Origin of the sequence: Nonomuraea sp. NPDC049269 (genome assembly GCF_043197155.1) — a bacterium.
Classification (GTDB): domain Bacteria; phylum Actinomycetota; class Actinomycetes; order Streptosporangiales; family Streptosporangiaceae; genus Nonomuraea.
In genome coordinates this window covers 1-18,865 of sequence record NZ_JBICSO010000011.1, presented here as the reverse complement: position 1 = coordinate 18,865, position 18,865 = coordinate 1, and the positions used below count along the sequence as shown (strand labels likewise).

Sequence of the window (18,865 nt, the reverse complement as noted above, 5' to 3'; positions counted from 1 at the left end):
CGCCGACGTTACATTCCGGCTGAATAGCAAAGCAGCATTGAATAGATATTCACACTCTGCTTTCGCTCCTACGATGGTCCTCCGACCAGCGGAAACGTCGCATGGCGACGTTGACGTACCCGAGCGCGCCTCACGAATCGCTACCGAATACTCTCCCCTGCTCTTGGAGACGCACATGAACATCCCGACGAAAGCCGCGGCGCTGGCAGCCTCCGTGCTGCTCCTGGCCGCTTGTAGCGGCCGTGTGCAAGACACCGGTGCGACCAGCGGGAGCGGGGGCCAGGTCAAGCTCAGCTGGTGGATGGTCACGCAGAACGCCGACACGGCGGGCGCCGCACTGAAGTCGATCATCGCCGACTTCGAGAAGCAGAACCCGAACATCAAGGTGGATCTGCAGTACCGAGCCGTGGACGCCCACAAGGACGCGCTACGCACCACGGCCGGCAGCACCTCGGGTCCGGACATCTACTACAACTGGGCAGGACCCGGTCTCGGGGGTGAGCTGGTCAAGTCCGGCGTGAGCCTCGACCTCAGCAAGTACTACCAGCAGTACCAGTGGAACAACCGCTTCAACGCCGCCACGCTGTCCGCGTTCACCCAGTACGGCGGCCACCACGGCATCCCCTGGACGCAGCGGACAGAGGTCGTCTACTACCACAAGGACCAGTTCGCCAAGGCGGGCATCAGCGCACCGCCCACCACCTATGAGGAGTGGGCCACGGCGGCGCAGAAGCTCAAGGACGCGGGCCTCACGCCGATCTCCATGGGCGGCAAGGACAACTGGCACGTCATGCGCCTGCTGGACACCTTCATCGAGACCAACTGCGGCGCCGAGCTGGGCGACAAGCTCAACACCCGCGCGACGAGCTGGGCCGGCCAGCCCTGCGTCGACAAGTCCTTCGAGCAGCTCAAGCAGTGGTCCGCCAACTACTTCAACAAGGGCTTCGCCGGGCTGCCGGCGGCCGAGGCGGCCGCCCTGTTCAACTCCGGCAAGTCGGCGATGCAGCTCGAAGGCGACTGGTTCACCCAGCAGAACGTCGACGCCGGCGACGATCAGAACAACGTCGGCGTCTTCCCGATGCCGACGGGCACCGGCCGGCTCTACGGCTTCTTCGAAGGCATGTACATCAGCAAGAGCAGCAAGCACCCCGACGAGGCCGCCAAGTTCCTGGACTACCTTTCCTCCGCGCCGGTCGAGGGGAAGTACCTGGGCGTCTTCTCCTCCTTGCCGGTCAACAAGGAGAGCAAGTCGGCCAACGCCCTTCAGCCCATCAACGCCCAGATCGCCCAGCTCACGGGTCAGGCCAAGGGCTTCTTCCTCAACAACGACCAGAACTTCCCGACGGACGTGACGACCGAGTACTGGCGCATCCAGAACGGGGTCACCAGCGGCTCCATCGCGCCCAAGGAAGCCGGCGCGCTGCTGCAGAAGTTCATGGACACCCATAAGAACTGACCTGCCAGGCCCCACCGGCACCGAACAATCAACCGACAAGGAGCGGCCATGGCCACCGTGTCCACCGCCCCGGCCACGCCACGCCCCACCGATCATCGCCCTCACCACCCCCGACGAAGACGGGGGAAGATGCCGATCCTGGGCGCGCTGCCATTCCTGGCCCCGGCCTTGGCGCTGTACGCGGTGTTCCTGCTGTTCCCGATCGTCTCGGCCGTCTACCTGAGCTTCATGCGGTGGAACGGTTTCCCCACCGTGCCGCAGGTGTGGGCGGGGCTGGCCAACTACCGGGACATCCTCACCAACGACACCGTCTTCCACACCGCCCTGCGCAACAGCCTCATCTGGGTGGTGCTGTCGCTCATCGTGCCCACCGTGCTGGCCCTGCTGCTCGCCCTGGCCCTCAACCGCAGGCTGCTGGGACGCAACCTGCTGAGGTCGGTGTTCTACATCCCCGCCGTACTCGCCTCGATCGCCGTGGCGACCATGTGGACCTGGATGTACAACCCGAACTCCGGCCTGGTCAACGGGACGCTGACCTCGCTCGGCCTGTCGTCGTGGATTCAGGACTGGCTCGGCGACCCGCAGATCGCGCTCTATTCGGTCTTCGTCGCCTTCGTCTGGCAGACCACCGGTTTCTCCATGGTGCTCTTCCTGGCCGGGCTGCAGACGGTGCCCGTCGACCTGGTGGAGGCGGCCAAACTCGACGGCGCCTCCGCCTGGCAGACCTTCCGCAACGTCACCCTGCCGGCTCTGCGGCCCACCTTCACGGTCGTCCTGGTCCTGACCGTCATCAGCTCGCTGAAGGTGTTCGACCTCATCGTCGGCATGACCAACGGCGGCCCCGCCCAGTCCAGCCAGGTCCTGGCCCTGTGGTCCTACAGCCAGTCGTTCATCAACCACAACTTCGGCGGCGGCAACGCCCTCGCCGTCGTCCTGCTCCTGATCACCTTGGCGCTCGTGCTGCCGTACCTGATGTGGACCTTGAAGGAGGACGAGCGATGAGCGCGGTCCGCCGGACCAATTACCCCCTCATCGGGCTGTGGATCGCCTTGGTCATCAGTGCGTTGGTCTGGCTGGCGCCGTTCGCCTTCATGGTCTTGACGTCGTTGAAGTCCACCGCCGATATCGGCCACAGCTCCATCTGGGCCCTGCCGGAGGTGTGGCACTGGGACAACTACGCCAACGCCGCCGAACGCGGCGAGCTGTGGACCGTTGCCGCCAACAGCGCCTACATCGCGCTCATCAAGGTGCCGCTGGGGCTGCTGGTGTCGGCCGCCGCCGCCTTCGCGATCGCCCGGCTGCGCTTCAAGCGGCATCGGGCCCTGCTCATCGTGATCACCCTGGGGTCGATGGTCCCGGTCCAGGTGGCCCTCGCCCCGATGTTCACCACGCTGTCGAGCATGGGCCTGCTGAACTCCACCAACGGCATCATCCTGCCGTATCTCGCCTTCGGCATCCCGTATCAGGTGTTCTTCCTGTACGGGTTCTTCCGCTCGCTGCCGCTAGAGCTCGACGAGGCCGCCCGCATCGACGGCTCCGGCAACTGGCGGCTGTTCCTGAGCGTGTGCCTGCCGCTCGCGAAGCCGGCGCTGGCCGCGCTGTTCATCCTGGACTTCGTCGCGACCTGGAACGAGTACGGCATGGCTCTGGTCTTGCTGCAGGACCAGGAGGTGCGCACCGTGCCGCTGGCGCTGCAGGCCTTCCAGTCGCAGTTCGCCTCCAACTACGGCCAGCTCAACGCCTTCATCATCATGTCCATCCTGCCCGTTCTCATCGTCTACCTGATGTTCCAGCGATTCTTCACACAAGGCGCCCTGGCCGGCGCCGTCAAGGGATAGGAACCGTTCCATGGCCGCAGAACCTCTCTTCGGCGCGGGACTCTGGCACTTCGGCCAGTTCCGCGACCGCTACGCCACCGACGGCTACGGCCCGCCCGTCTCCACGCTGGAGGCCGTCGACCGGGCCGGCCAGGTCGGCAGCCTGTCGGTCGTCGACATCAACTACCCGTTTAACCCCGCCGACCTCGACGTGGCGCTTCTGGAAGAGCGGCTGAAGGCCAACGGGCTGCGCGCCATCGCCCTGACGCCCGAGATCTACACCCGCAAGTTCAGTCGCGGCGGCTTCACCAACCCCGACCCCGAGGTCCGGCGCGCCGCGATCGAGCTGGTCAGCGACGCGGCGGACCTGTCCCGCCGGCTCGGCTGCGACTACGTCAAGCTCTGGCCCGGCCAGGACGGCTGGGACTACCCCTTCCAGGCCGACTACAAGGCCCTGTGGGCGATGTCCATCGACGCCGTCCGCGAGCTCGCGCAGCGCCATCCCGACCTGCGCTTCGCCATCGAGTACAAGCCGCGCGAGCCGCGCAACCGCATGACCTTCTCCTCCGCGGCCCGCACCCTGCTGGCCATCGAGAAGATGGACGTGCCCAACGTCGGCATCCTGCTCGACTTCGGCCACTCCCTCTACGGCCTGGAATCCCCCGCCGACGCCGCCCAGCTCATCCTCGACCACGACCGTCTGTACGCCATCGACGTCAACGACAACTTCCGCGGCTGGGACGACGACATGGTCGTCGGCTCCATCCACCTGGTGGAGACCTTCGAGTTCTTCCACACCCTGCGCCAGGCCGGCTGGCAGGGCGTCTGGCAGCTCGACCAGTTCCCCTTCCGCGAGGACTCCGTCGAGGCGGCCCGCGCCGGCGTCGAGGTCATGCGTACCATCTGGCGCGCCCTGCAGATCCTCGACGTCGACGCCCTCGCCGAGGCCCAGGCCCGCCAGGACGCCCTGGCCGCGCAGCGCATCGCCCGCAAGGCCCTGCTGAGCGCCGAGGTCGACGGCTGATGGGCGAAGTCACTCAAGTCCGCGGCGCCTGGCGCGAAGCGGAGATCACCCTCACCGCCTCCGCCGACATCCCCGACGCCTACACCGGTGTAGACGTCTGGGCCGAATTCACCCACGACAACGGTCTCACCCTGCGCCGGCCCGCCTTCCACGACGGCGGCCGCACCTGGCGTATCCGCTTCAGCTCACCGCTGCCGCACGGGCGTTGGCAGTGGACGTCCGACGCGTCCCTCGACGATCCCGGTCTTCGCGGAGCGACCGGGTTCGTCGAGGTCGAACCCGGCGGCCCGGCGACCAATCGTTTCCAGCGCCACGGCTTCTGGACGATGTCACCGGGCGGACGCAACCTCGTCCACGCCGACGGCACCCCGGCGATCCTCGTGGCCGACACCGCCTGGGGGCTGCCCTGGCGCGCCACCGAGGAACAGGTGCGCGTCTACGCGGCCGACCGGCACGCCAAGGGCTTCAACGCGGTGCTGCTCATGTCCGTCCAACCCGACATGCGCGCGGTCGGGCCGCGCGACCGCGGCGCCGACACGGGGTTCGACGTCGCCTTCGAGGACCTGCCCACCGGCCACATCAACGCCCTCAACCCCGCCTACTTCCAGTACCTGGACCGGCTGCTGGACGTCCTCGTCGAGCACGAGATCGTCCCCGTGCTGCAACCGGTCTTCCAGGGGTTCGGCTGGAAGGGCCTGGACGTGGCCGGGACCGTCGTCCCGCCCGCCGAATACGCCCGCTACTGCCGCTACCTGGTGGCCCGCTACGGCGCCCGACCGGCGATCTACCTGGTGGGGGCCGACGGCTCCGGCCACGAACCGCAGATCCCGGCCGGTGGCGCCGAGGTCCACGCCTGGGACTGCTACGCCCAGCCCACCGGCATCCACTACCGCCCTCATGGCGACAACCGGGCCTGGCAGGACGCCGAGTGGCTGGACTTCCAGTGGTGCCAGACCGGCCACGGCGGCGAGCACGTCCCCGAACGGGTGGCCGACATGTGGCGCAACACCCCACTCAAAGCCGTCGCCAACGGCGAGCCGACCTACGAGCAGACCCGCTCTGCCACCAACGCCGCCGGTTGGTGGCAGGGCCACGAGGCGTGGAGCAACCTGTGCGCGGGAGGCACCATGGGCGTGGTCTACGGTGCCGCCAACATCTGGCAGTGGAGGCTGCACGACGGCGAACCCGGCCACGAACCGTACTTCCTGGCCCCTTCCGGCGGCTGGCGCGAGTCCCTCGACTTCGAGGGATCCACCTACGTCGGCCTCCTCGGCAAGATCCTCGATGGCCTGCCCACCACCGACATGGAGCCGGACTGGCAGACCTTCATCAGCCCGCGAACCCTGCGCGTGCCAGGCCGGCTGCACGTCGTCTACCAAGAACACGGCGGCGCTCTCCGTCCCAAGCGGGAGGACGAACTGCCCGTGGCCTACCGGGTCGTCGATCCCCGCACCGGCGACATTCTGGCCACCGGCCGCCGGTCACCGGGCGAACCGATCGAGGACGACCGGCACACCGCACGGATCGTCATCTTCTATGACGACGAACCCGCCTCTTAGCCGGGCATATGCCCAACCCCCCACGTGCTCGTGTACGTCGCCTGCCGATCGCCGTCATGGCGGCCGGCGGGCGTCCCGGCCGGTTATCCCGTTGAAGAGCCGGTGGGGTGGATCGTACGCTGGCTCTGGTTGCTCCTGCCGGGTCAGGCCCGGCCGATCACGAGAAGGCGATGCCATGGTCACCGCCCGGTCACTCCGGGGCGGATGACGAGACGGCCGTTCCGGCGGCCAGTGTGGTGCGTGTGAACGCACGGGTTCGTCGTGCCCCGGTCTCGCGGAGATTGTCTCGTCCGCGCGGTGCCGGTCGCCGCGCACCTGATCTGGAGCACACGGAAATGTCGCACGACTCCCTGTCCGCGTGGTACGCGGACTTCTTCACCGAACTGCCCAACGCTTTCTGGCGGGCGGCCGTACCCGAGTGGATGACCGCCGCCGAGGTTGACTTCGTCGCCCGCCTGGCCGGGCTCCGCCCCGGTTCCCGGGTGCTGGACGTGGCCTGCGGCAGCGGCCGGCACGCCCTCGAACTCGCCCGGCGCGGCTACCAGGTCACCGGCCTGGACGTCTCGGCCGAGGCCATCGCCCACGCCCGCGCCGCCGCCGCGGGCGAGCGGCTCGACCTCGATCTGCGCCAAGGCGACATGCGGGCGCTTCCCGCCGAGGTCCGGGCCGAAGCGGCGATGTGCATGGGCAACGCCTTCGGCTACCTGGAGCACGCCGGCACGCAGGGGTTCCTCGCGGGCCTCGCCGGGCTCGTCGTGCCCGGAGGCACGCTCATCCTGGACTACGGGTTCGTGGCCGAGTCACTGCTGCCGAACCTGACCCTGGAAGAGCCGCCGATGACGTTCGGCGGGGTCGAGGCCGTCTCGGTCAACGAGTACGACGCGGCGAACAGCCGCTGGCTCACCTCGTTCACCTTCCGCCGGGGTAGGCAGGAGCACCGCGGGACCTCCGTGCAGTACGTCTACACCGCGGCGGAGGTCGTCCGGCTGGTCACCGAGGCCGGGTTCAACGGCGTCGAACTGTACGGCGACGCCGACGGCACACCGTTCCGGCTCGGCAGCCCCCGGCTGCTCTTGGTGGCCCGACGACCGTAGACCACCCACGTGTCAGTCGTCGAGTGCCTGGTAGAGCGTGGTCCAGAAGTCGTGGATGAGCCGGGCTGAATTCGGGACGGACATGCCGACCTGGGTGAGCAGGAGTCCGGTGAGCTGGTTGCTCGGGTCGGCGTAGGTGGAGGTGCCGCTGCCGCCGTCCCAGCCGAACTGGCCGATGGGGGCGTAGTCGCCGCGGTAGGTGCGTACCGCCATGCCCATGCCCCAGCCGCCGTGCTGGCCCTGGCCGTAGGAGAGGTGGACGTTGTCGGTGGCCATGGCGGTGCGGGCGGCGTTCTGTTCGGGGGTGAGGCGGTTGGTGGTCATCAGTTCGACGGCGGGCCGGGACAGGATCCGCCGGCCGTCGTGTGTCCCGCCGTTGAGCAGCATCTGGAAGTAGGCGTGGTAGTCGTCGACGGTGGAGACGAGTCCGCCGCCGCTGCCCTGGAAGGCGGGAGGGCGGCTCCAGCGTCCGCCTTCGGCCTCGTCCCACACGTGGAACTCGCCGGTCTGCGGGTCGGGGGCGTACAGGGTCGGCAGCCGGTCGATCTTGTCGGCGGGTACGTGGAAGGCGGTGTCGGCCATGCCCAGCGGGCCGAAGACGCGTTCGCGCAGGAACGTCTCCAACGGCTGGCCGGTGACCCTGGCCACCAGCACGCTGAGCACGTCGTGGCTGATCTGGTACTGCCAGCGCTCGCCGGGCTGGTACATCAGCGGCAGCGTGCCGAGACGGCGTATCCACTCATCCGGTCCGGGCATCGGCTCCGGCAGGTCGGGGGTGAGGCCCTGCTCGAAGATCGCGCCCATGATCGGGGTGCCCAGTGCCGTCATGTCCATGCCGAGCCCGAAGGTGGAGGTCAGCAGGTCTCGTACGGTGATCGGCCGCCGGGCCGGCACGGTGTCGTCCAGCGGGCTGTCGATCCGCTTCAGCACCTGCCGGTCGGCGAGTTCCGGCAGCCACTGCTCCACCAGGTCATCCAGCCGCAGCCGGCACTCGTCCAGCAGGACCATCGCCGCCGCCATCGCGACCGGCTTGGACGTCGAGGCCATCCGGAAGATGGTGTCCCGGCGCATCGGCGCGCCACCGTCATGACGCATCGTCCCGAGCGCCTCGACGTGCGTCACACCGCCCCGGCCGACCAGGGCGACAAGCCCGGGAATCTTCCCCGACTCCACATGCCGCGCCAGCACCTCACGAAGCCTGCGCAACCCCGCCTCGGAGAAGCCGCCCTTGCCAGTTTCCATCATCAATCTCCTTGCGCACACGAACGTTCGGGAATCGCTGAACGTCTGGGACAGTACATTGCGTTTAGAAATACGTCAACACACAGTTCAAGGGCATCTAGCCTGCAAAACAGGCTTTCCATTGCAATGGGTCTGACAATGAACGCAATGGATGAGAATTGCAATGGGCTGCGAGTGAATGCATACTGTTCGCGCAGGCCGAGCGACAGGAGACGAGCACCGATGCCCGGAGGCAGACTGACCGGCCAGGATCGACAGCACATCGCCGCGTGGCTGGCCGAGGGTCACGGATACGCGGAGATCGGCCGGCGTCTGGGGCGGCCCGCCTCGACCATCATGCGCGAGGTCACCCGCAACGGCGGACCCGACGATTACGGGGCGGACCGGGCACACGAGGCCACCCGGCACCGTGCGCGCCGGCACAAGCAGGCCCAGCCGCCGCCACCACCGGTCCCCGACAGCGGCCATGGGCGTGACCCCCAAGCCGTCCAGGACTTCACGGAGTTCTTCACCGATCTCCTCATCCAGCAGGGGATGGCCCGGATGGTGGCCAGGGTGATGGCCTGCCTGTACATCACCGACTCCGGCAGCCTCACCGCCGCCGAACTGGTCCAGCGGCTCCGCGTCAGCCCGGCGTCGGTCTCGCACGCCGTCACCTACCTCGAACAGCAGGGACTGCTCAGCCGCGAACGGGTTCCCGGCGGGCGCCGCGAACGCTACGTCATCGACGACGGGATCTGGGTCCGGTCCATCGTCGCGGCGGTGGAGGTGAACCAGGCCCTGGTGGCCGCCTCGCAGCGCGGAAGCGAGATCCTCGGGGCCGCGACCCCGGCGGGCGCCCGCTTCGAGTCCTCCGCCGAACTCCTTCTCCTCGTGAGCGAGGCCCTCCGGCAGGCCATCGAGCGGTGGCGGCAGAGCCCGGCCGCCTGGAACGCGTCATCGCCGGAGTGAACCAGCACCACCCTGGTCATCCGGCAAGAAGCGTGTCCGGAGCGGCGAGCGCCAGACCGGCGGCGCCGAGCGCGTGCTGGGCGTCGCTCCACGGACGGACGATCACTTGGACGCGGTAGGCCGCGGTGACCTGACTGGCCCGCATCACGGCGGAGAACCCGGGCTCCAGGCCCGGCCAGAGCACGTGGTTCTCGCCGATGACCGCGATGGTGGGCGTGCCGAGCAGATTGACGACACCGGCGACGGCCCGCCCGAGTACGGCGCCGACCTCGGCGAGCACCCCGGCCAGCGACCGCTCACCGGAGACCCATCGTGAGCGGAGCTCCTCGATGGTGGTGGACGCCTCGGCGAGGCCCGCGAGACGGGCGGCGCGCAGGATCCCGTCGTCGCTGGTGAACGTCTCCAGACAGCCCCGGGCGCCACAGGCGCAGCGCGGGCCGGTGGCGGCGACCGGCGTGTGGCCGAACTCGCCGGACAGCCCGCTCGGATCGCGATGCACCCGCCGCCGCAGGACCGCCCCGATCCCCACTCCGTCGCCGATGCCGAGCACCAGGAAGTCGTCATGGTCACGTCCGGTCCGGTACAGGAGTTCTGCGGTGGTGCTGGCCGTGAGGTCGTTGTCGACGAGCACCGGGATCGGCAGCTCGGCCCGCAGCCGTTCACCGAGGGGAAGGTTGCTCCACCCAAAACGCGGACAGAACCGGATATAACCCGCATCGACGGATGCCGGCACGGCCACGCCCGCGGCCTTGAGCCTGGGGCCGACGGCGGGGTCGGCCAGCCACTGGCCGATGACCCTGAGTATCTGGGAGGTCGGGTCTGCGTGACAGTCGAAGGGCAATACATCGGATGTGAGCGTCCGGCCATCCAACCCTGCTACAACGGTTACGAGGTGGTCGGTCGCCACCCGTACGCCGATGGTCGCGGCGGCCTCCGGCACGACCTGTAGCGGGATGCGCGGCCGCCCGACCACCCCGGCCTGCGGGGCCAGAGTGCGTAGATAACCGCTGGCCAGCAGGCGTCGCGTGTGTTCGTGCACGGTCGCGTCGCCGAGCTTGAGCCGGACCGCGATCTGACGGCGGTCCAGGGCGCCGGCGGTGCCGAGAAGTGCCAGGATCTCGACGCGAGTCAGATCACCACGACCGGCCGTTCGGCGAGCAGTCATCGGATATTTCCTATCAAGATCTCATTGACATTACGGATTGCGACGCCCTAGTTTCGAAACAATTAACTCGGCCCCGAGCTTATTGAGTGGAGCTGCGATGGGCAGGCGGATGTATGGCGGTCGGAGATCACTGGCGGTCGCAACAGCGGTGGTCATCGCGGGAGGATTAACGGCAGGTTGCGGGGGCGGCAGCCAGGAGTCGGCAGGAGGCAACAAGGCGAGCAACGGCGCAGTGACGCTCAACTGGTCGATGTGGGCGTCCGGAACCGAAGACCGAAACGCCTGGCAGAAAGTGGCCGACCAGGTCACCCAGAAGTACCCGAACATCAAGATCACCCTCGAGACGTCGCCGTTCAAGGACTACTTCACCAAACTCGGCACCCGCCTGGCCGGCGGCAGCGCCGCGTGCATCGTCTCCATGCAGAGCCTGCGCACGGGCGGCTACGTCAGCGGGATGCGTCCTCTGGACGACCTGATCAAGAAGAACAACCTGGACATCGGCGACTTCGACTCGTCGATCATGTCCGGGCTGGCCTCGGGCGGTAAGCAGTACGCGCTGCCGTACGACGTCGGCTCGCTGATCATCACCTACAACAAGGACATGTTCAAGGCGGCCGGCGTGCCAGCGCCGAAGGTCGGCTGGAGCGTGGCGGACTTCGAGGCGGCGGCCAAGAAGCTGACCACCGGCGGCAAGTACGGCTTCGTGGCCTACCCCTCGGCTCTGGGGATGTTCTCGATGATCCTCTCCAAGACGGGCGCGGAGCCGATGGACTCCTCCGGCAAGCTCACCCTCACCACCGAGCAGATGAAGGCCGGCTTCCAGTGGTACGCGGACCTGGCCGCCAAGCAGGGGGTCGCGCCCAAGGTGCCCGGCGTGGACAACAACTGGGCCGAGACCCAGTTCCTCGGCGGCAACGCGGCGATGTCGGTGAACGGCCCCTGGTCCGTTCTGGAGCTCAAGGCGCAGGCCAAGTTCGATGTGGGCCTGGCCACCATCCCCGCCGGTCCGGACGGGACCAAGAGCTACTCGGCCGGGTCCGGCTTCGGCATCTCCCAGTCCTGCCCATACCCTGACGAAGCGTTCAAGGCGGTCAGCACGATGACCAGCGCCGAGGTGCTCGGGCAGCTCGGCTCGGTCGGACGCGCCTATCCCGCGCGCAAGTCCGTACAGAACAAGTGGTACGAGAACGCCTTCGAGGGCTCCAAGCCGGTCATCGACGCCGCCAACGCCTCGGCGAAGCCGTTCCGGACGACCAGCAACTGGGACCCGGTGGAGAAACTGCTGGCCCAGTACGGCATCCAGGCCTTCAACGGTCAGTCCACGGGGGCGGAAGTACTCAGCCAGGTGCAACAGCAGGCACCGGCGTAGGGAGCGACGTGCACGCCGACGCCAAACCGCCGCGCCTGCGCCGTGATGGGCGGGCCGCGGCCCTGTTCGCCGGGCCCAGCCTCATCGGGTTGACGGTGTTCACCCTCTTCCCGATCGTGTTGTCCCTGGTGATGGCGTTCTTCAAGTGGCCCGCTGTGGGCGAGCGCGCCTTCACCGGGGTGGAGAACTTCACGACGCTGTTCACCGATCCCGTCTTCCGGCGGTCGCTGTTCAACACGCTGCTGTTCGTGGTGCTCTACCTGCCGCTCAACCTCATCGTGTCGGTGGGGTTGGCGGTGTGGATGGGCCCGCGCATCAGGGGCCGCAAGGCGCTGCGGGTGGTGTTCTTCCTGCCCGTGGTCACGCCGATGGTGGCCAACGCGGTCGTCTGGCGGATGATCTACCAGCCGAACGGGCTCATCGACGGCTCGATGTACGCCGCCACCGGCGTGCACGCGCCGAACTTCCTCGGCGAGCAGGGCTGGGCCATGTTCGCCGTCGTCGCGATGAGCGTGTGGCAGGGGTTCGGCTACAACATGCTGGTCTTCTCGGCCGCGCTGGACGCCATCCCGCGGCACCTGCTGGAGGCGGCGCAGATCGACGGGGCGGGACCATGGCGGCAGTTCTTCCGCATCATGCTGCCGATGATCTCCCCAGCGCTGTTCTTCGCCACGACCATGACGCTCATCACGTCGTTCCAGGTCTTCACCCAGCCGTTCCTGTTGACCGGCGGCGGGCCTGGCAACGACACCGAGACCCTCATGATGTTCGTCTTCGACAAGGGGTTCTCGATCTATCAGTTCGGACTCGCGTCCGCCGGGGCCTGGATCGTGTTCGTGCTGATCCTGGGCGTGACCGCGGTGCAGTTCGCCGGCCAGCGCAGATGGGTGAACTACGATGTCTGATCACGCCGTCCGCCGCGTCCGGCTGGTCATCTCGCACATCGCGCTCTACCTGGTGGCCGCCGCGTTCCTGTCGCCGCTGGTGTACATGCTGGCCACCTCGTTCAAACGCCCCGACGAGGTGTTCGAGTCGCCGCCGAGCCTGTTCGGGTCGGTGTTCCGGTGGCAGAACTACACCGAGGCGTTCGAGTACCTGCCGTTCGGGCGGTTCGTGCTCAACGGGTTCGCCGTCGCCGTCTGCGGCACCCTTGTGGTGCTGGTGGCGTCGGCCATGTCGGCGTACGCCTTCTCGCGGCTGCGCTGGCGCGGTCGCGACGGTATGTTCCTGCTCTTCCTGGCCACACTGATGATCCCCCAGGAAGTGCTGGTCGTGCCGATGTTCATGCTGATGAAATGGTTCGGCTGGGTGGACTCCTTCCAGGCCCTGATCTTCCCCTGGGCGTTCACCGCCTTCGGGACGTTCATGCTGCGCCAGTTCTTCCTGACCATCCCCGAAGAGATGTCCGAGAGCGCCCGCATCGACGGCGCGGGAGCGGTGCGCGTCTTCACCAGCATCATGCTGCCGCTGATCAGGCCCGCGCTCGCGGTGCTGGCGGTCTTCACGTTCATCAACTTCTGGAACAGCTTCATGTGGCCGCTGATCATCATCAACTCGGTGGACGAGAAGGCCACCGTGCCCCTGGGCCTGAATCTCTTCTTCGGCCAGCAGGGCACCCAGTGGAACCTGATCATGGCCGCCTCGGTGATTTCCATGGCGCCCACCGCGGCGCTGCTCATCATTCTGCAGAAACATCTCGTACGCGGGATCGCGACCAGCGGTTTCGGCGGCAGGTGAAATCTCATTGAAAGGAATGTTGTGGACCACGCCTGGTTCGCCGAATCCCGCTTCGGCATGTTCGTGCACTGGGGTCTGTACGCTCTCCCCGCCCGCCACGAGTGGGTGAAGAACCGCGAACGGCTGACCGACGAGGACTACCAGCGCTACTTCGACCACTTCGAGCCCGACCTGTACGACCCGGTGCGGTGGGCGCGGCTGGCCAAGGAGGCCGGCATGCGCTACATCGTCCTCACCACCAAACACCACGAAGGCTTCTGCCTGTGGGACTCGGCGCACACCGACTACAAGGTGACCCGCACCCCCTGGGGCAAGGACCTGATCGCGCCGTTCGTGGAGGCCGTACGCGCCGAAGGGTTGAAGGTCGGCTTCTACCACTCGCTGATCGACTGGCACCACCCCGAGTTCCCCGTCGACTCCCGCCACCCGCAGCGCGATGACGAGGAGTACAAGGCCGCCACCGCGGGCCGCGACGTCTCCAAGTACGCCGACTACCTGCACGCCCAGGTACGCGAGCTGCTCACCGATTACGGCCGGATCGACTACTTGTTCTTCGACTTCTCCTACAAGAACAGGCCGGGCGAGTGGGGCGGCAAGGGCGCTGACGACTGGCGCTCTCCCGAGTTGCTGGAGATGGTGCGAGAGCTCCAGCCAGGGATCATCGTCAACGACCGGCTCGACATCCCGGGCGACTTCGTCACCCCCGAGCAGTACCAGCCCGCCGGCCCGATGACCGTCGACGGCCGCGAGGTGCCGTGGGAGGCCTGCCAGACCCTCAACGGCAGTTGGGGATACGACCGGGACAACCTCGACTACAAGTCCCCTGACCTGCTCGTACGCATGCTGGTCGACAGCGTCGCCAAGGGCGGCAACCTGCTGCTCAACGTGGGCCCTGACGGGCGCGGCCAGATCGACCCCCGCGCCAGCCATACCCTCGGTGACATCGGCGCCTGGATGCGGCTGAACTCCCGCTCCGTCTACGGCTGCGGCCCCAGCGGCTTCACCGCGCCGCCCGACTGCCGCTACACCCAGCGGGGTAACCGGCTCTATCTGCACGTGTTCACCTGGCCGTTCCGCCACCTGCACCTGCCGGGGCTGGCCGGGCGCGTGAAGTACGCCCAGTTCCTGCACGACGCGTCGGAGATCCGTACGCGCGTCATCGACCCCACCCAGACGGCCGGGAACACAACAATGGGTGGCCTGGCCCCGGACGTCCTGACCATGGACCTGCCGGTTGTCCGCCCGGATGTCGCCGTACCGGTCATCGAACTGTTCCTCAACGACTGATCAGCGCCCACCGGCCCCGGTTCGCGGCACCCGCCGCGAACCGGGGCTTTCTCTGTGCTTAACGGCATGTGCCGGCTATATGGCTGGTTTGTAGTGGCTGATCTTACTCTGTTGATATGTGAACATTCGCCTAGCGAAAGGTTCGGCGATGGAGTTTCCGACAAGTCAGCTGTTACGTTCCCGCAAAATCGCCAAGACCACTCTCACTATCGCCATGGCTCTCGTGGCATTCGGTGCGACGACAGCAACGGCCAATGCCAGTGCGGAAGACCACTGGACCTATGGATGCCGCGGCTACTGGTACGGCACAAGCGGTCATGGCTACTGCAAGAAAGCCACCAAATCCATGGAGCTGCAAATCCACTATGCCTGCCAAGGCGAACCCGACACCTACGGATTCGCGGAAGTCGCGAAAGGCTACGAAGGCACATTCGACAGATGGGAATGTACATTCGACATGACCCATGCGACGGTTACGCGTTACGACGCATAGCCACGCCTGAGCTTGGCGGCGCCCGCCGGCACCAGTCGGCGGGCGCCGCCGGTTGCGTGGACCCCGGACCGGGAATGTCGGCGCTTCTCGCCATAATGGGTTGGCTATGAAGCCGAAAATTGAGCTGTTCTGGCCGGTCAGCGCTGATGAAGCCCTCCGTGCCGAGGTCCACAGGGTCTTGCGAGCCGTCGTCGAAGCGGGCGGCGCGATCGGCTATCTGGAGCCGCCCGAACGGGACGAGGCCGACACCTGGCTGGCCGGCGTGCTCGATGCCGTACAACGCGATGATGCGGCCTTGGCGCTGGCCCTGGTGGACGGACAGGTCGAAGGGATGGGGCTCTGGATGCGGGGGTCCGCGCCGATCTTCACGCACTCCGCCGAGATAGGGAAGATCATGGCGCACCCCTCGGCGAGGGGGCTCGGGTTGGGCCGGCTGATCGTGAGCGCACTCATCGACCACGCACGGCAGGCCGGAATCGAAACCCTGACGCTGGGAGCGCGCGGCAACAACCTCGGAGCGATCGAGCTGTACGAGCGGCTCGGCTTCCGCGAGTGGGGCAGACTGCCCAACGTCATCGAGGTGGGCGACCTGCGCTTCGACGATGTCCGGATGTACCTGGAGCTGGGAAGAGACGCCAAGATCGTCCTGCATGGCGCACAGGCCGGTGGGCCAGGCTCCTCGCCCCGCCAGCGATCAAGGACCTGACGCGTCGGTCAGGCGGGTGCCGTCGTCGGTCAGGCGGACGGCTCGGCCGGTGACGGCCGATTGGGTGGCCGCGGCTCCCACCAGCACACTGCGGATGCCGTCGCGGTAGCCGGCCGGGCGCCCGAGCGGGTCGTCGCCGGGTCCGCGGAAGACGTCGTCCAGCAGCAGCCGGTCGCCGCCGCCGTGGCCGCCCGCCCCCTGCTCGATCGGGATCTCCTCCGACTCCTGCCAGTGCCGGTGCAGGGTGAGCCGCTCCCAGGCGCCGGCCGCGTGTTGCTTGGTGGCCGCGCTCGGGTCGATCGCGGCGTGCGGCGGCGTCCAAGATCGCTCGCAGACCTCCAGCTCGATCCGGCCCTCCGTGCCGTTGAACACCACGCGATAGCCCTCGTACGGGGCGTGCGCGGTGAGGGAGTAGGTGAGCATGGCCCGGTTCGCGTAGCGGACCAGGACCGACATGTTGTCGTCGATCGTCACGCCCGGCCCGAAGACGTCCTGGTCGCGGATGTAGCCGTCCTCGTGCTCGGCGTCCAGATAGAGGCGCTTGAGGTGCTCGTCAGCGGAGATGTCGAGGATGAACGGGTCGGTGCCCAGGCCGGGCGCGCCCTGGCCGCGGGCGGGGCGCGGGCCCCGGGGCAGGGCCTGGCCGTAGAAGCGCAGGTCGGTCTGGGCGAAGACGAGTTCGGGCGCCGCCGCGAGCCACCAGTTGACCAGGTCGAAGTGGTGGGTGGACTTGTGGACGAGCAGCCCGCCCGAGTTGACCCGCTCGCGGTGCCAGCGGCGGAAGTAGTCGGCGCCGTGGATGGTGTCGAGCGTCCACTCGAAGTGTACGGAGGTGACCTCGCCGATCTCGCCCGCGCTGAGCAGCCGTTTCACCGCCGAGTTACGCGGCGAGTACCGGTAGTTGAAGGTGACCACCAGCTTGCCCGGGTTGCGCTCGGCGGCGGCGGCGATGGCCTCGCAGCCCTCGGCGTCCACCGTGAGCGGCTTCTCCACGATGACGTCGAGCCCGGCGTCGAGGGCGACGACGACGTAGCGGGCGTGCGTCGCGTCCACCGTGGTGACCACGACGGCGTCGGCCAGCTCCAGCAGCTTGCCGAACTCGTCCGGACGGAAGCGGGGCACGTCGTCGCCGATGCGCTCTGCGTAGTAGTCCATGCGGGTCTGGTTGACGTCGCAGAGGCCGACGATCGTACCGGTGTCCTGCCAGTCGCCCAGCAGGGCGTCGATGTACATCCGGGCGCGGTGACCGAGGCCGACGAAGGCGTACCTGGTGCTCAACTTCTCTCCCCGAGTCGTGGAGTGGTGGCTGGGGGCCGGGACCCCCAGCCGGGATCAGACCTCAGCCGGCGACGGCGGCGTTGGCCTCGGTCAGGAACTTCTGCGCGGCGGCGTCCGGTGTCGTCTTGGCGAAGACGACCTCCTCGGTGATGCGCTTGAGGATGTCGTCCACCTGGAGGGCGCCCTTCGGCGGGGCGGCGATCGGGCCCAGCTCGCTCCTGACCTCGTCGATGAAGGCCAGCGTCTTCTGGTCGACGGCCGGCAGCTTGTCCTTGACGGCCGCGAGCACCTTGGCGTTGATCGGCAGGCCGCGGTCGCTCAGCAGGATCGAGGCCGCGTCCGGGTCGTTGGTCATGAAGTCGATGAACTTGGCGGCTTCCGCGGGGTGCTCGGACTTGGCGCCGACCGTGTAGAACATCGACGGCTGCAGGAACATGCCGCCGGTGGTCGCCTCCTTCGTCTTCGGCATGCGCAGCAGGGTCAGCTCCTGACCGGACGCCTTGGACAGGCCGCCGAGCTGGTTGCTCCACCACATGCCCGTGGCACCCGTGTTGGTGCCCAGCGGCGACTGTTCGACGCCGCCCGCGATCAGCTCGGAGCTCTTCGCCGCGTCAGGCGAGCCCTTGGTCTGGATGAGCTGCTGGTGGATGCCCCACCATGCCTTCAGCGTGTCAGGCGAGACGCCCAGCTTCTTACCGTCGTAGAGCTTCTCGCCGCGCTGGGCCGCGAAGATCTGCAGCCAGGCGGGGTTGTAGTTGTACTCGGCTCCGGTGAGGCCGGTGCCGCTCGCGCTGATCTGCTTGGCCAGGTTGATCCAGTCGTCCCAGGTCCAGCTCTTGTCGTCGGGCACCTTCTGCTTGGCCTTCTCGATCGTCGCCTTGTTGACGAGCATGGAGAAGGCGTTGACGCCGGAGGGAATGCCGTACTGCTTGCCGTCGATGTTGCCGGCGGCGAGCGCCTGCTGGTCGAAGTCGGTCGTGGGCACCTTGCCCGCCATGTCCGCCAGAGCGCCGCGTCCGGCGTACTCACCCAGACCCCGGATCTCGATGCTCATGACGTCGGGGGCGTCGTTCGCCGCCACCTTGGTGGCGAGTTTCTCGTAGTAGTTGGCGAAGTCGGAGAAGTCACCCTCGACGTTGATGGTCGGGTTCTTCTCCTCGAACTTCTTGATCACCTGCTCGGTGAGCTTCTGCCGGGAGTCGCTGCCCCAGTACGAGAAGCGGAGTTCGACCTTGTCTCCGGCGGCCTTGTCGCCGCCGCTGCCGCAGGCGGCGACCGACGTCATCACGGTGGCCGCGAGCAGGGCGACCGTCCACATCTTCCTAGGCTTCACGGCTCTACCTCCTGTTAAGGGTTGCGGGGGGTGTTACTTCAGACCGGTGGTCGCCACACCACGGATCAGGTACTTCTGGCCGGCCAGGAAGAATCCGAAGATCGGCCCCAGTGACACGATCGACATCGCGAACATCGGCCCCCACGAGGACTCGCCACTGGAGTCGAGGAACTGACGCAGCGCGACGGCGACCGTGAGGTTGTCGGAGTTCGTGAGGTACAGGTTCTGGCTGAAGAAGTCGTTCCAGGTCCAGATGAAGGTGAAGATGCCGGTCGTGGCGAGGGCCGGGGTGCAGAGCGGGAGGATCACCTGGAGGAAGACCCGCCAGTAGCCCGCGCCGTCGATGGCGGCGGC

18 protein-coding genes are annotated in these 18,865 nt (G+C 67.5%); 13 read left to right on the top strand and 5 right to left on the bottom strand.

Annotated elements, in window-relative coordinates:
- The first annotated feature begins 175 nt into the window (after positions 1-175).
- The 6 genes from ACGFNP_RS49445 (at position 176) to ACGFNP_RS49420 (ending at position 6,950) form a co-directional block, all read left to right on the top strand.
- Positions 176-1,456, top strand: coding sequence for an ABC transporter substrate-binding protein (locus ACGFNP_RS49445; RefSeq protein WP_393330181.1), 1,281 nt, complete (start codon positions 176-178; stop codon positions 1,454-1,456).
- A gap of 48 nt (positions 1,457-1,504) precedes the next feature.
- Positions 1,505-2,458, top strand: a complete 954-nt coding sequence (locus ACGFNP_RS49440; protein ID WP_358320748.1) for a sugar ABC transporter permease — start codon at positions 1,505-1,507, stop codon at positions 2,456-2,458.
- Positions 2,455-3,294 carry a carbohydrate ABC transporter permease gene (locus ACGFNP_RS49435; RefSeq protein WP_358320751.1) on the top strand — a complete coding sequence of 280 codons (840 nt, stop codon included), beginning with the start codon at positions 2,455-2,457 and terminating at the stop codon, positions 3,292-3,294. Before ACGFNP_RS49440 ends, ACGFNP_RS49435 begins: the two co-directional genes overlap by 4 nt.
- Positions 3,295-3,304: 10 nt before the next feature.
- Positions 3,305-4,297 carry a sugar phosphate isomerase/epimerase family protein gene (locus ACGFNP_RS49430; RefSeq protein WP_358320753.1) on the top strand — a complete coding sequence of 331 codons (993 nt, stop codon included), beginning with the start codon at positions 3,305-3,307 and terminating at the stop codon, positions 4,295-4,297.
- Positions 4,297-5,856, top strand: coding sequence for a DUF4038 domain-containing protein (locus ACGFNP_RS49425; protein ID WP_393330177.1), 1,560 nt, complete (start codon positions 4,297-4,299; stop codon positions 5,854-5,856). Before ACGFNP_RS49430 ends, ACGFNP_RS49425 begins: the two co-directional genes overlap by 1 nt.
- Before the next feature lie 335 nt (positions 5,857-6,191).
- Positions 6,192-6,950, top strand: a complete 759-nt coding sequence (locus tag ACGFNP_RS49420) for a class I SAM-dependent methyltransferase (RefSeq protein WP_393330176.1) — start codon at positions 6,192-6,194, stop codon at positions 6,948-6,950.
- Between the two features lie 12 nt (positions 6,951-6,962).
- On the opposite strand, the gene ACGFNP_RS49415 is transcribed toward ACGFNP_RS49420, so the two are convergent.
- Positions 6,963-8,192, bottom strand: a complete 1,230-nt coding sequence (locus ACGFNP_RS49415; RefSeq protein WP_393330174.1) for a serine hydrolase domain-containing protein — start codon at positions 8,190-8,192, stop codon at positions 6,963-6,965.
- 222 nt (positions 8,193-8,414) lie between these two features.
- Here ACGFNP_RS49415 and ACGFNP_RS49410 point away from each other — a divergent pair, with 222 nt between their 5' ends.
- On the top strand, positions 8,415-9,143 hold the full coding sequence (locus ACGFNP_RS49410) for a helix-turn-helix domain-containing protein (protein WP_358320763.1): 729 nt from the start codon (positions 8,415-8,417) through the stop codon (positions 9,141-9,143).
- A gap of 16 nt (positions 9,144-9,159) precedes the next feature.
- Here the strand turns inward: ACGFNP_RS49410 and ACGFNP_RS49405 are convergent, their stop codons facing one another.
- The gene (locus tag ACGFNP_RS49405) at positions 9,160-10,308 is read right to left on the bottom strand and encodes an ROK family protein (RefSeq protein WP_358320766.1); all 1,149 of its coding nucleotides are present in this window, start codon (positions 10,306-10,308) and stop codon (positions 9,160-9,162) included.
- Positions 10,309-10,540: 232 nt separating this feature from the next.
- On the opposite strand from ACGFNP_RS49405, the gene ACGFNP_RS49400 reads away from it, so the two are divergent.
- The 6 genes from ACGFNP_RS49400 to ACGFNP_RS49375 all read left to right on the top strand — a co-directional run bounded on the left by ACGFNP_RS49400 (position 10,541) and on the right by ACGFNP_RS49375 (position 15,900).
- Complete coding sequence (locus tag ACGFNP_RS49400; RefSeq protein ID WP_358320768.1) at positions 10,541-11,677, top strand: sugar ABC transporter substrate-binding protein; 1,137 nt, start codon at positions 10,541-10,543, stop codon at positions 11,675-11,677.
- Positions 11,678-11,685: 8 nt separating this feature from the next.
- Positions 11,686-12,582: a sugar ABC transporter permease gene (locus tag ACGFNP_RS49395; protein ID WP_358320771.1), complete on the top strand. Its 897-nt coding sequence runs from the start codon at positions 11,686-11,688 to the stop codon at positions 12,580-12,582.
- The gene (locus ACGFNP_RS49390) at positions 12,575-13,414 is read left to right on the top strand and encodes a carbohydrate ABC transporter permease (RefSeq protein WP_358320773.1); all 840 of its coding nucleotides are present in this window, start codon (positions 12,575-12,577) and stop codon (positions 13,412-13,414) included. The genes ACGFNP_RS49395 and ACGFNP_RS49390 overlap by 8 nt, the downstream gene beginning before the upstream one ends.
- 21 nt (positions 13,415-13,435) lie before the next feature.
- On the top strand, positions 13,436-14,701 hold the full coding sequence (locus ACGFNP_RS49385) for an alpha-L-fucosidase (RefSeq protein ID WP_358320776.1): 1,266 nt from the start codon (positions 13,436-13,438) through the stop codon (positions 14,699-14,701).
- 148 nt (positions 14,702-14,849) lie between these two features.
- Positions 14,850-15,194: a hypothetical protein gene (locus tag ACGFNP_RS49380; protein WP_358320779.1), complete on the top strand. Its 345-nt coding sequence runs from the start codon at positions 14,850-14,852 to the stop codon at positions 15,192-15,194.
- A 106-nt stretch (positions 15,195-15,300) separates the two neighbouring features.
- Positions 15,301-15,900: a GNAT family N-acetyltransferase gene (locus ACGFNP_RS49375; protein WP_393330169.1), complete on the top strand. Its 600-nt coding sequence runs from the start codon at positions 15,301-15,303 to the stop codon at positions 15,898-15,900.
- On the opposite strand, the gene ACGFNP_RS49370 is transcribed toward ACGFNP_RS49375, so the two are convergent.
- The 3 genes from ACGFNP_RS49370 to ACGFNP_RS49360 all read right to left on the bottom strand — a co-directional run.
- On the bottom strand, positions 15,889-17,178 hold the full coding sequence (locus tag ACGFNP_RS49370; protein WP_393330167.1) for a Gfo/Idh/MocA family protein: 1,290 nt from the start codon (positions 17,176-17,178) through the stop codon (positions 15,889-15,891). The two genes, ACGFNP_RS49375 and ACGFNP_RS49370, sit on opposite strands and share 12 nt — an antisense overlap.
- Positions 17,179-17,239: 61 nt before the next feature.
- Positions 17,240-18,511: an ABC transporter substrate-binding protein gene (locus tag ACGFNP_RS49365; protein WP_393330165.1), complete on the bottom strand. Its 1,272-nt coding sequence runs from the start codon at positions 18,509-18,511 to the stop codon at positions 17,240-17,242.
- A 33-nt stretch (positions 18,512-18,544) separates the two neighbouring features.
- On the bottom strand, positions 18,545-18,865 hold a 321-nt coding region (locus tag ACGFNP_RS49360), incomplete at its 5' end, for a carbohydrate ABC transporter permease (RefSeq protein WP_393330163.1).

What these genes read in the sequence shown, in the direction of transcription:
- ACGFNP_RS49430 (WP_358320753.1), top strand. Translation starts at nt 3,305, where the DNA reads ATGGCCGCAGAACCTCTCTTCGGCGCGGGACTCTGGCACTTCGGCCAG.
- ACGFNP_RS49410 (WP_358320763.1), top strand. Translation starts at nt 8,415, where the DNA reads ATGCCCGGAGGCAGACTGACCGGCCAGGATCGACAGCACATCGCCGCG.
- ACGFNP_RS49445 (WP_393330181.1), top strand. Translation starts at nt 176, where the DNA reads ATGAACATCCCGACGAAAGCCGCGGCGCTGGCAGCCTCCGTGCTGCTC.
- ACGFNP_RS49375 (WP_393330169.1), top strand. Translation starts at nt 15,301, where the DNA reads ATGAAGCCGAAAATTGAGCTGTTCTGGCCGGTCAGCGCTGATGAAGCC.
- ACGFNP_RS49425 (WP_393330177.1), top strand. Translation starts at nt 4,297, where the DNA reads ATGGGCGAAGTCACTCAAGTCCGCGGCGCCTGGCGCGAAGCGGAGATC.
- ACGFNP_RS49420 (WP_393330176.1), top strand. Translation starts at nt 6,192, where the DNA reads ATGTCGCACGACTCCCTGTCCGCGTGGTACGCGGACTTCTTCACCGAA.
- ACGFNP_RS49415 (WP_393330174.1), bottom strand. Translation starts at nt 8,192, where the DNA reads ATGGAAACTGGCAAGGGCGGCTTCTCCGAGGCGGGGTTGCGCAGGCTT.
- ACGFNP_RS49435 (WP_358320751.1), top strand. Translation starts at nt 2,455, where the DNA reads ATGAGCGCGGTCCGCCGGACCAATTACCCCCTCATCGGGCTGTGGATC.
- ACGFNP_RS49440 (WP_358320748.1), top strand. Translation starts at nt 1,505, where the DNA reads ATGGCCACCGTGTCCACCGCCCCGGCCACGCCACGCCCCACCGATCAT.
- ACGFNP_RS49390 (WP_358320773.1), top strand. Translation starts at nt 12,575, where the DNA reads ATGTCTGATCACGCCGTCCGCCGCGTCCGGCTGGTCATCTCGCACATC.
- ACGFNP_RS49405 (WP_358320766.1), bottom strand. Translation starts at nt 10,308, where the DNA reads ATGACTGCTCGCCGAACGGCCGGTCGTGGTGATCTGACTCGCGTCGAG.
- ACGFNP_RS49380 (WP_358320779.1), top strand. Translation starts at nt 14,850, where the DNA reads ATGGAGTTTCCGACAAGTCAGCTGTTACGTTCCCGCAAAATCGCCAAG.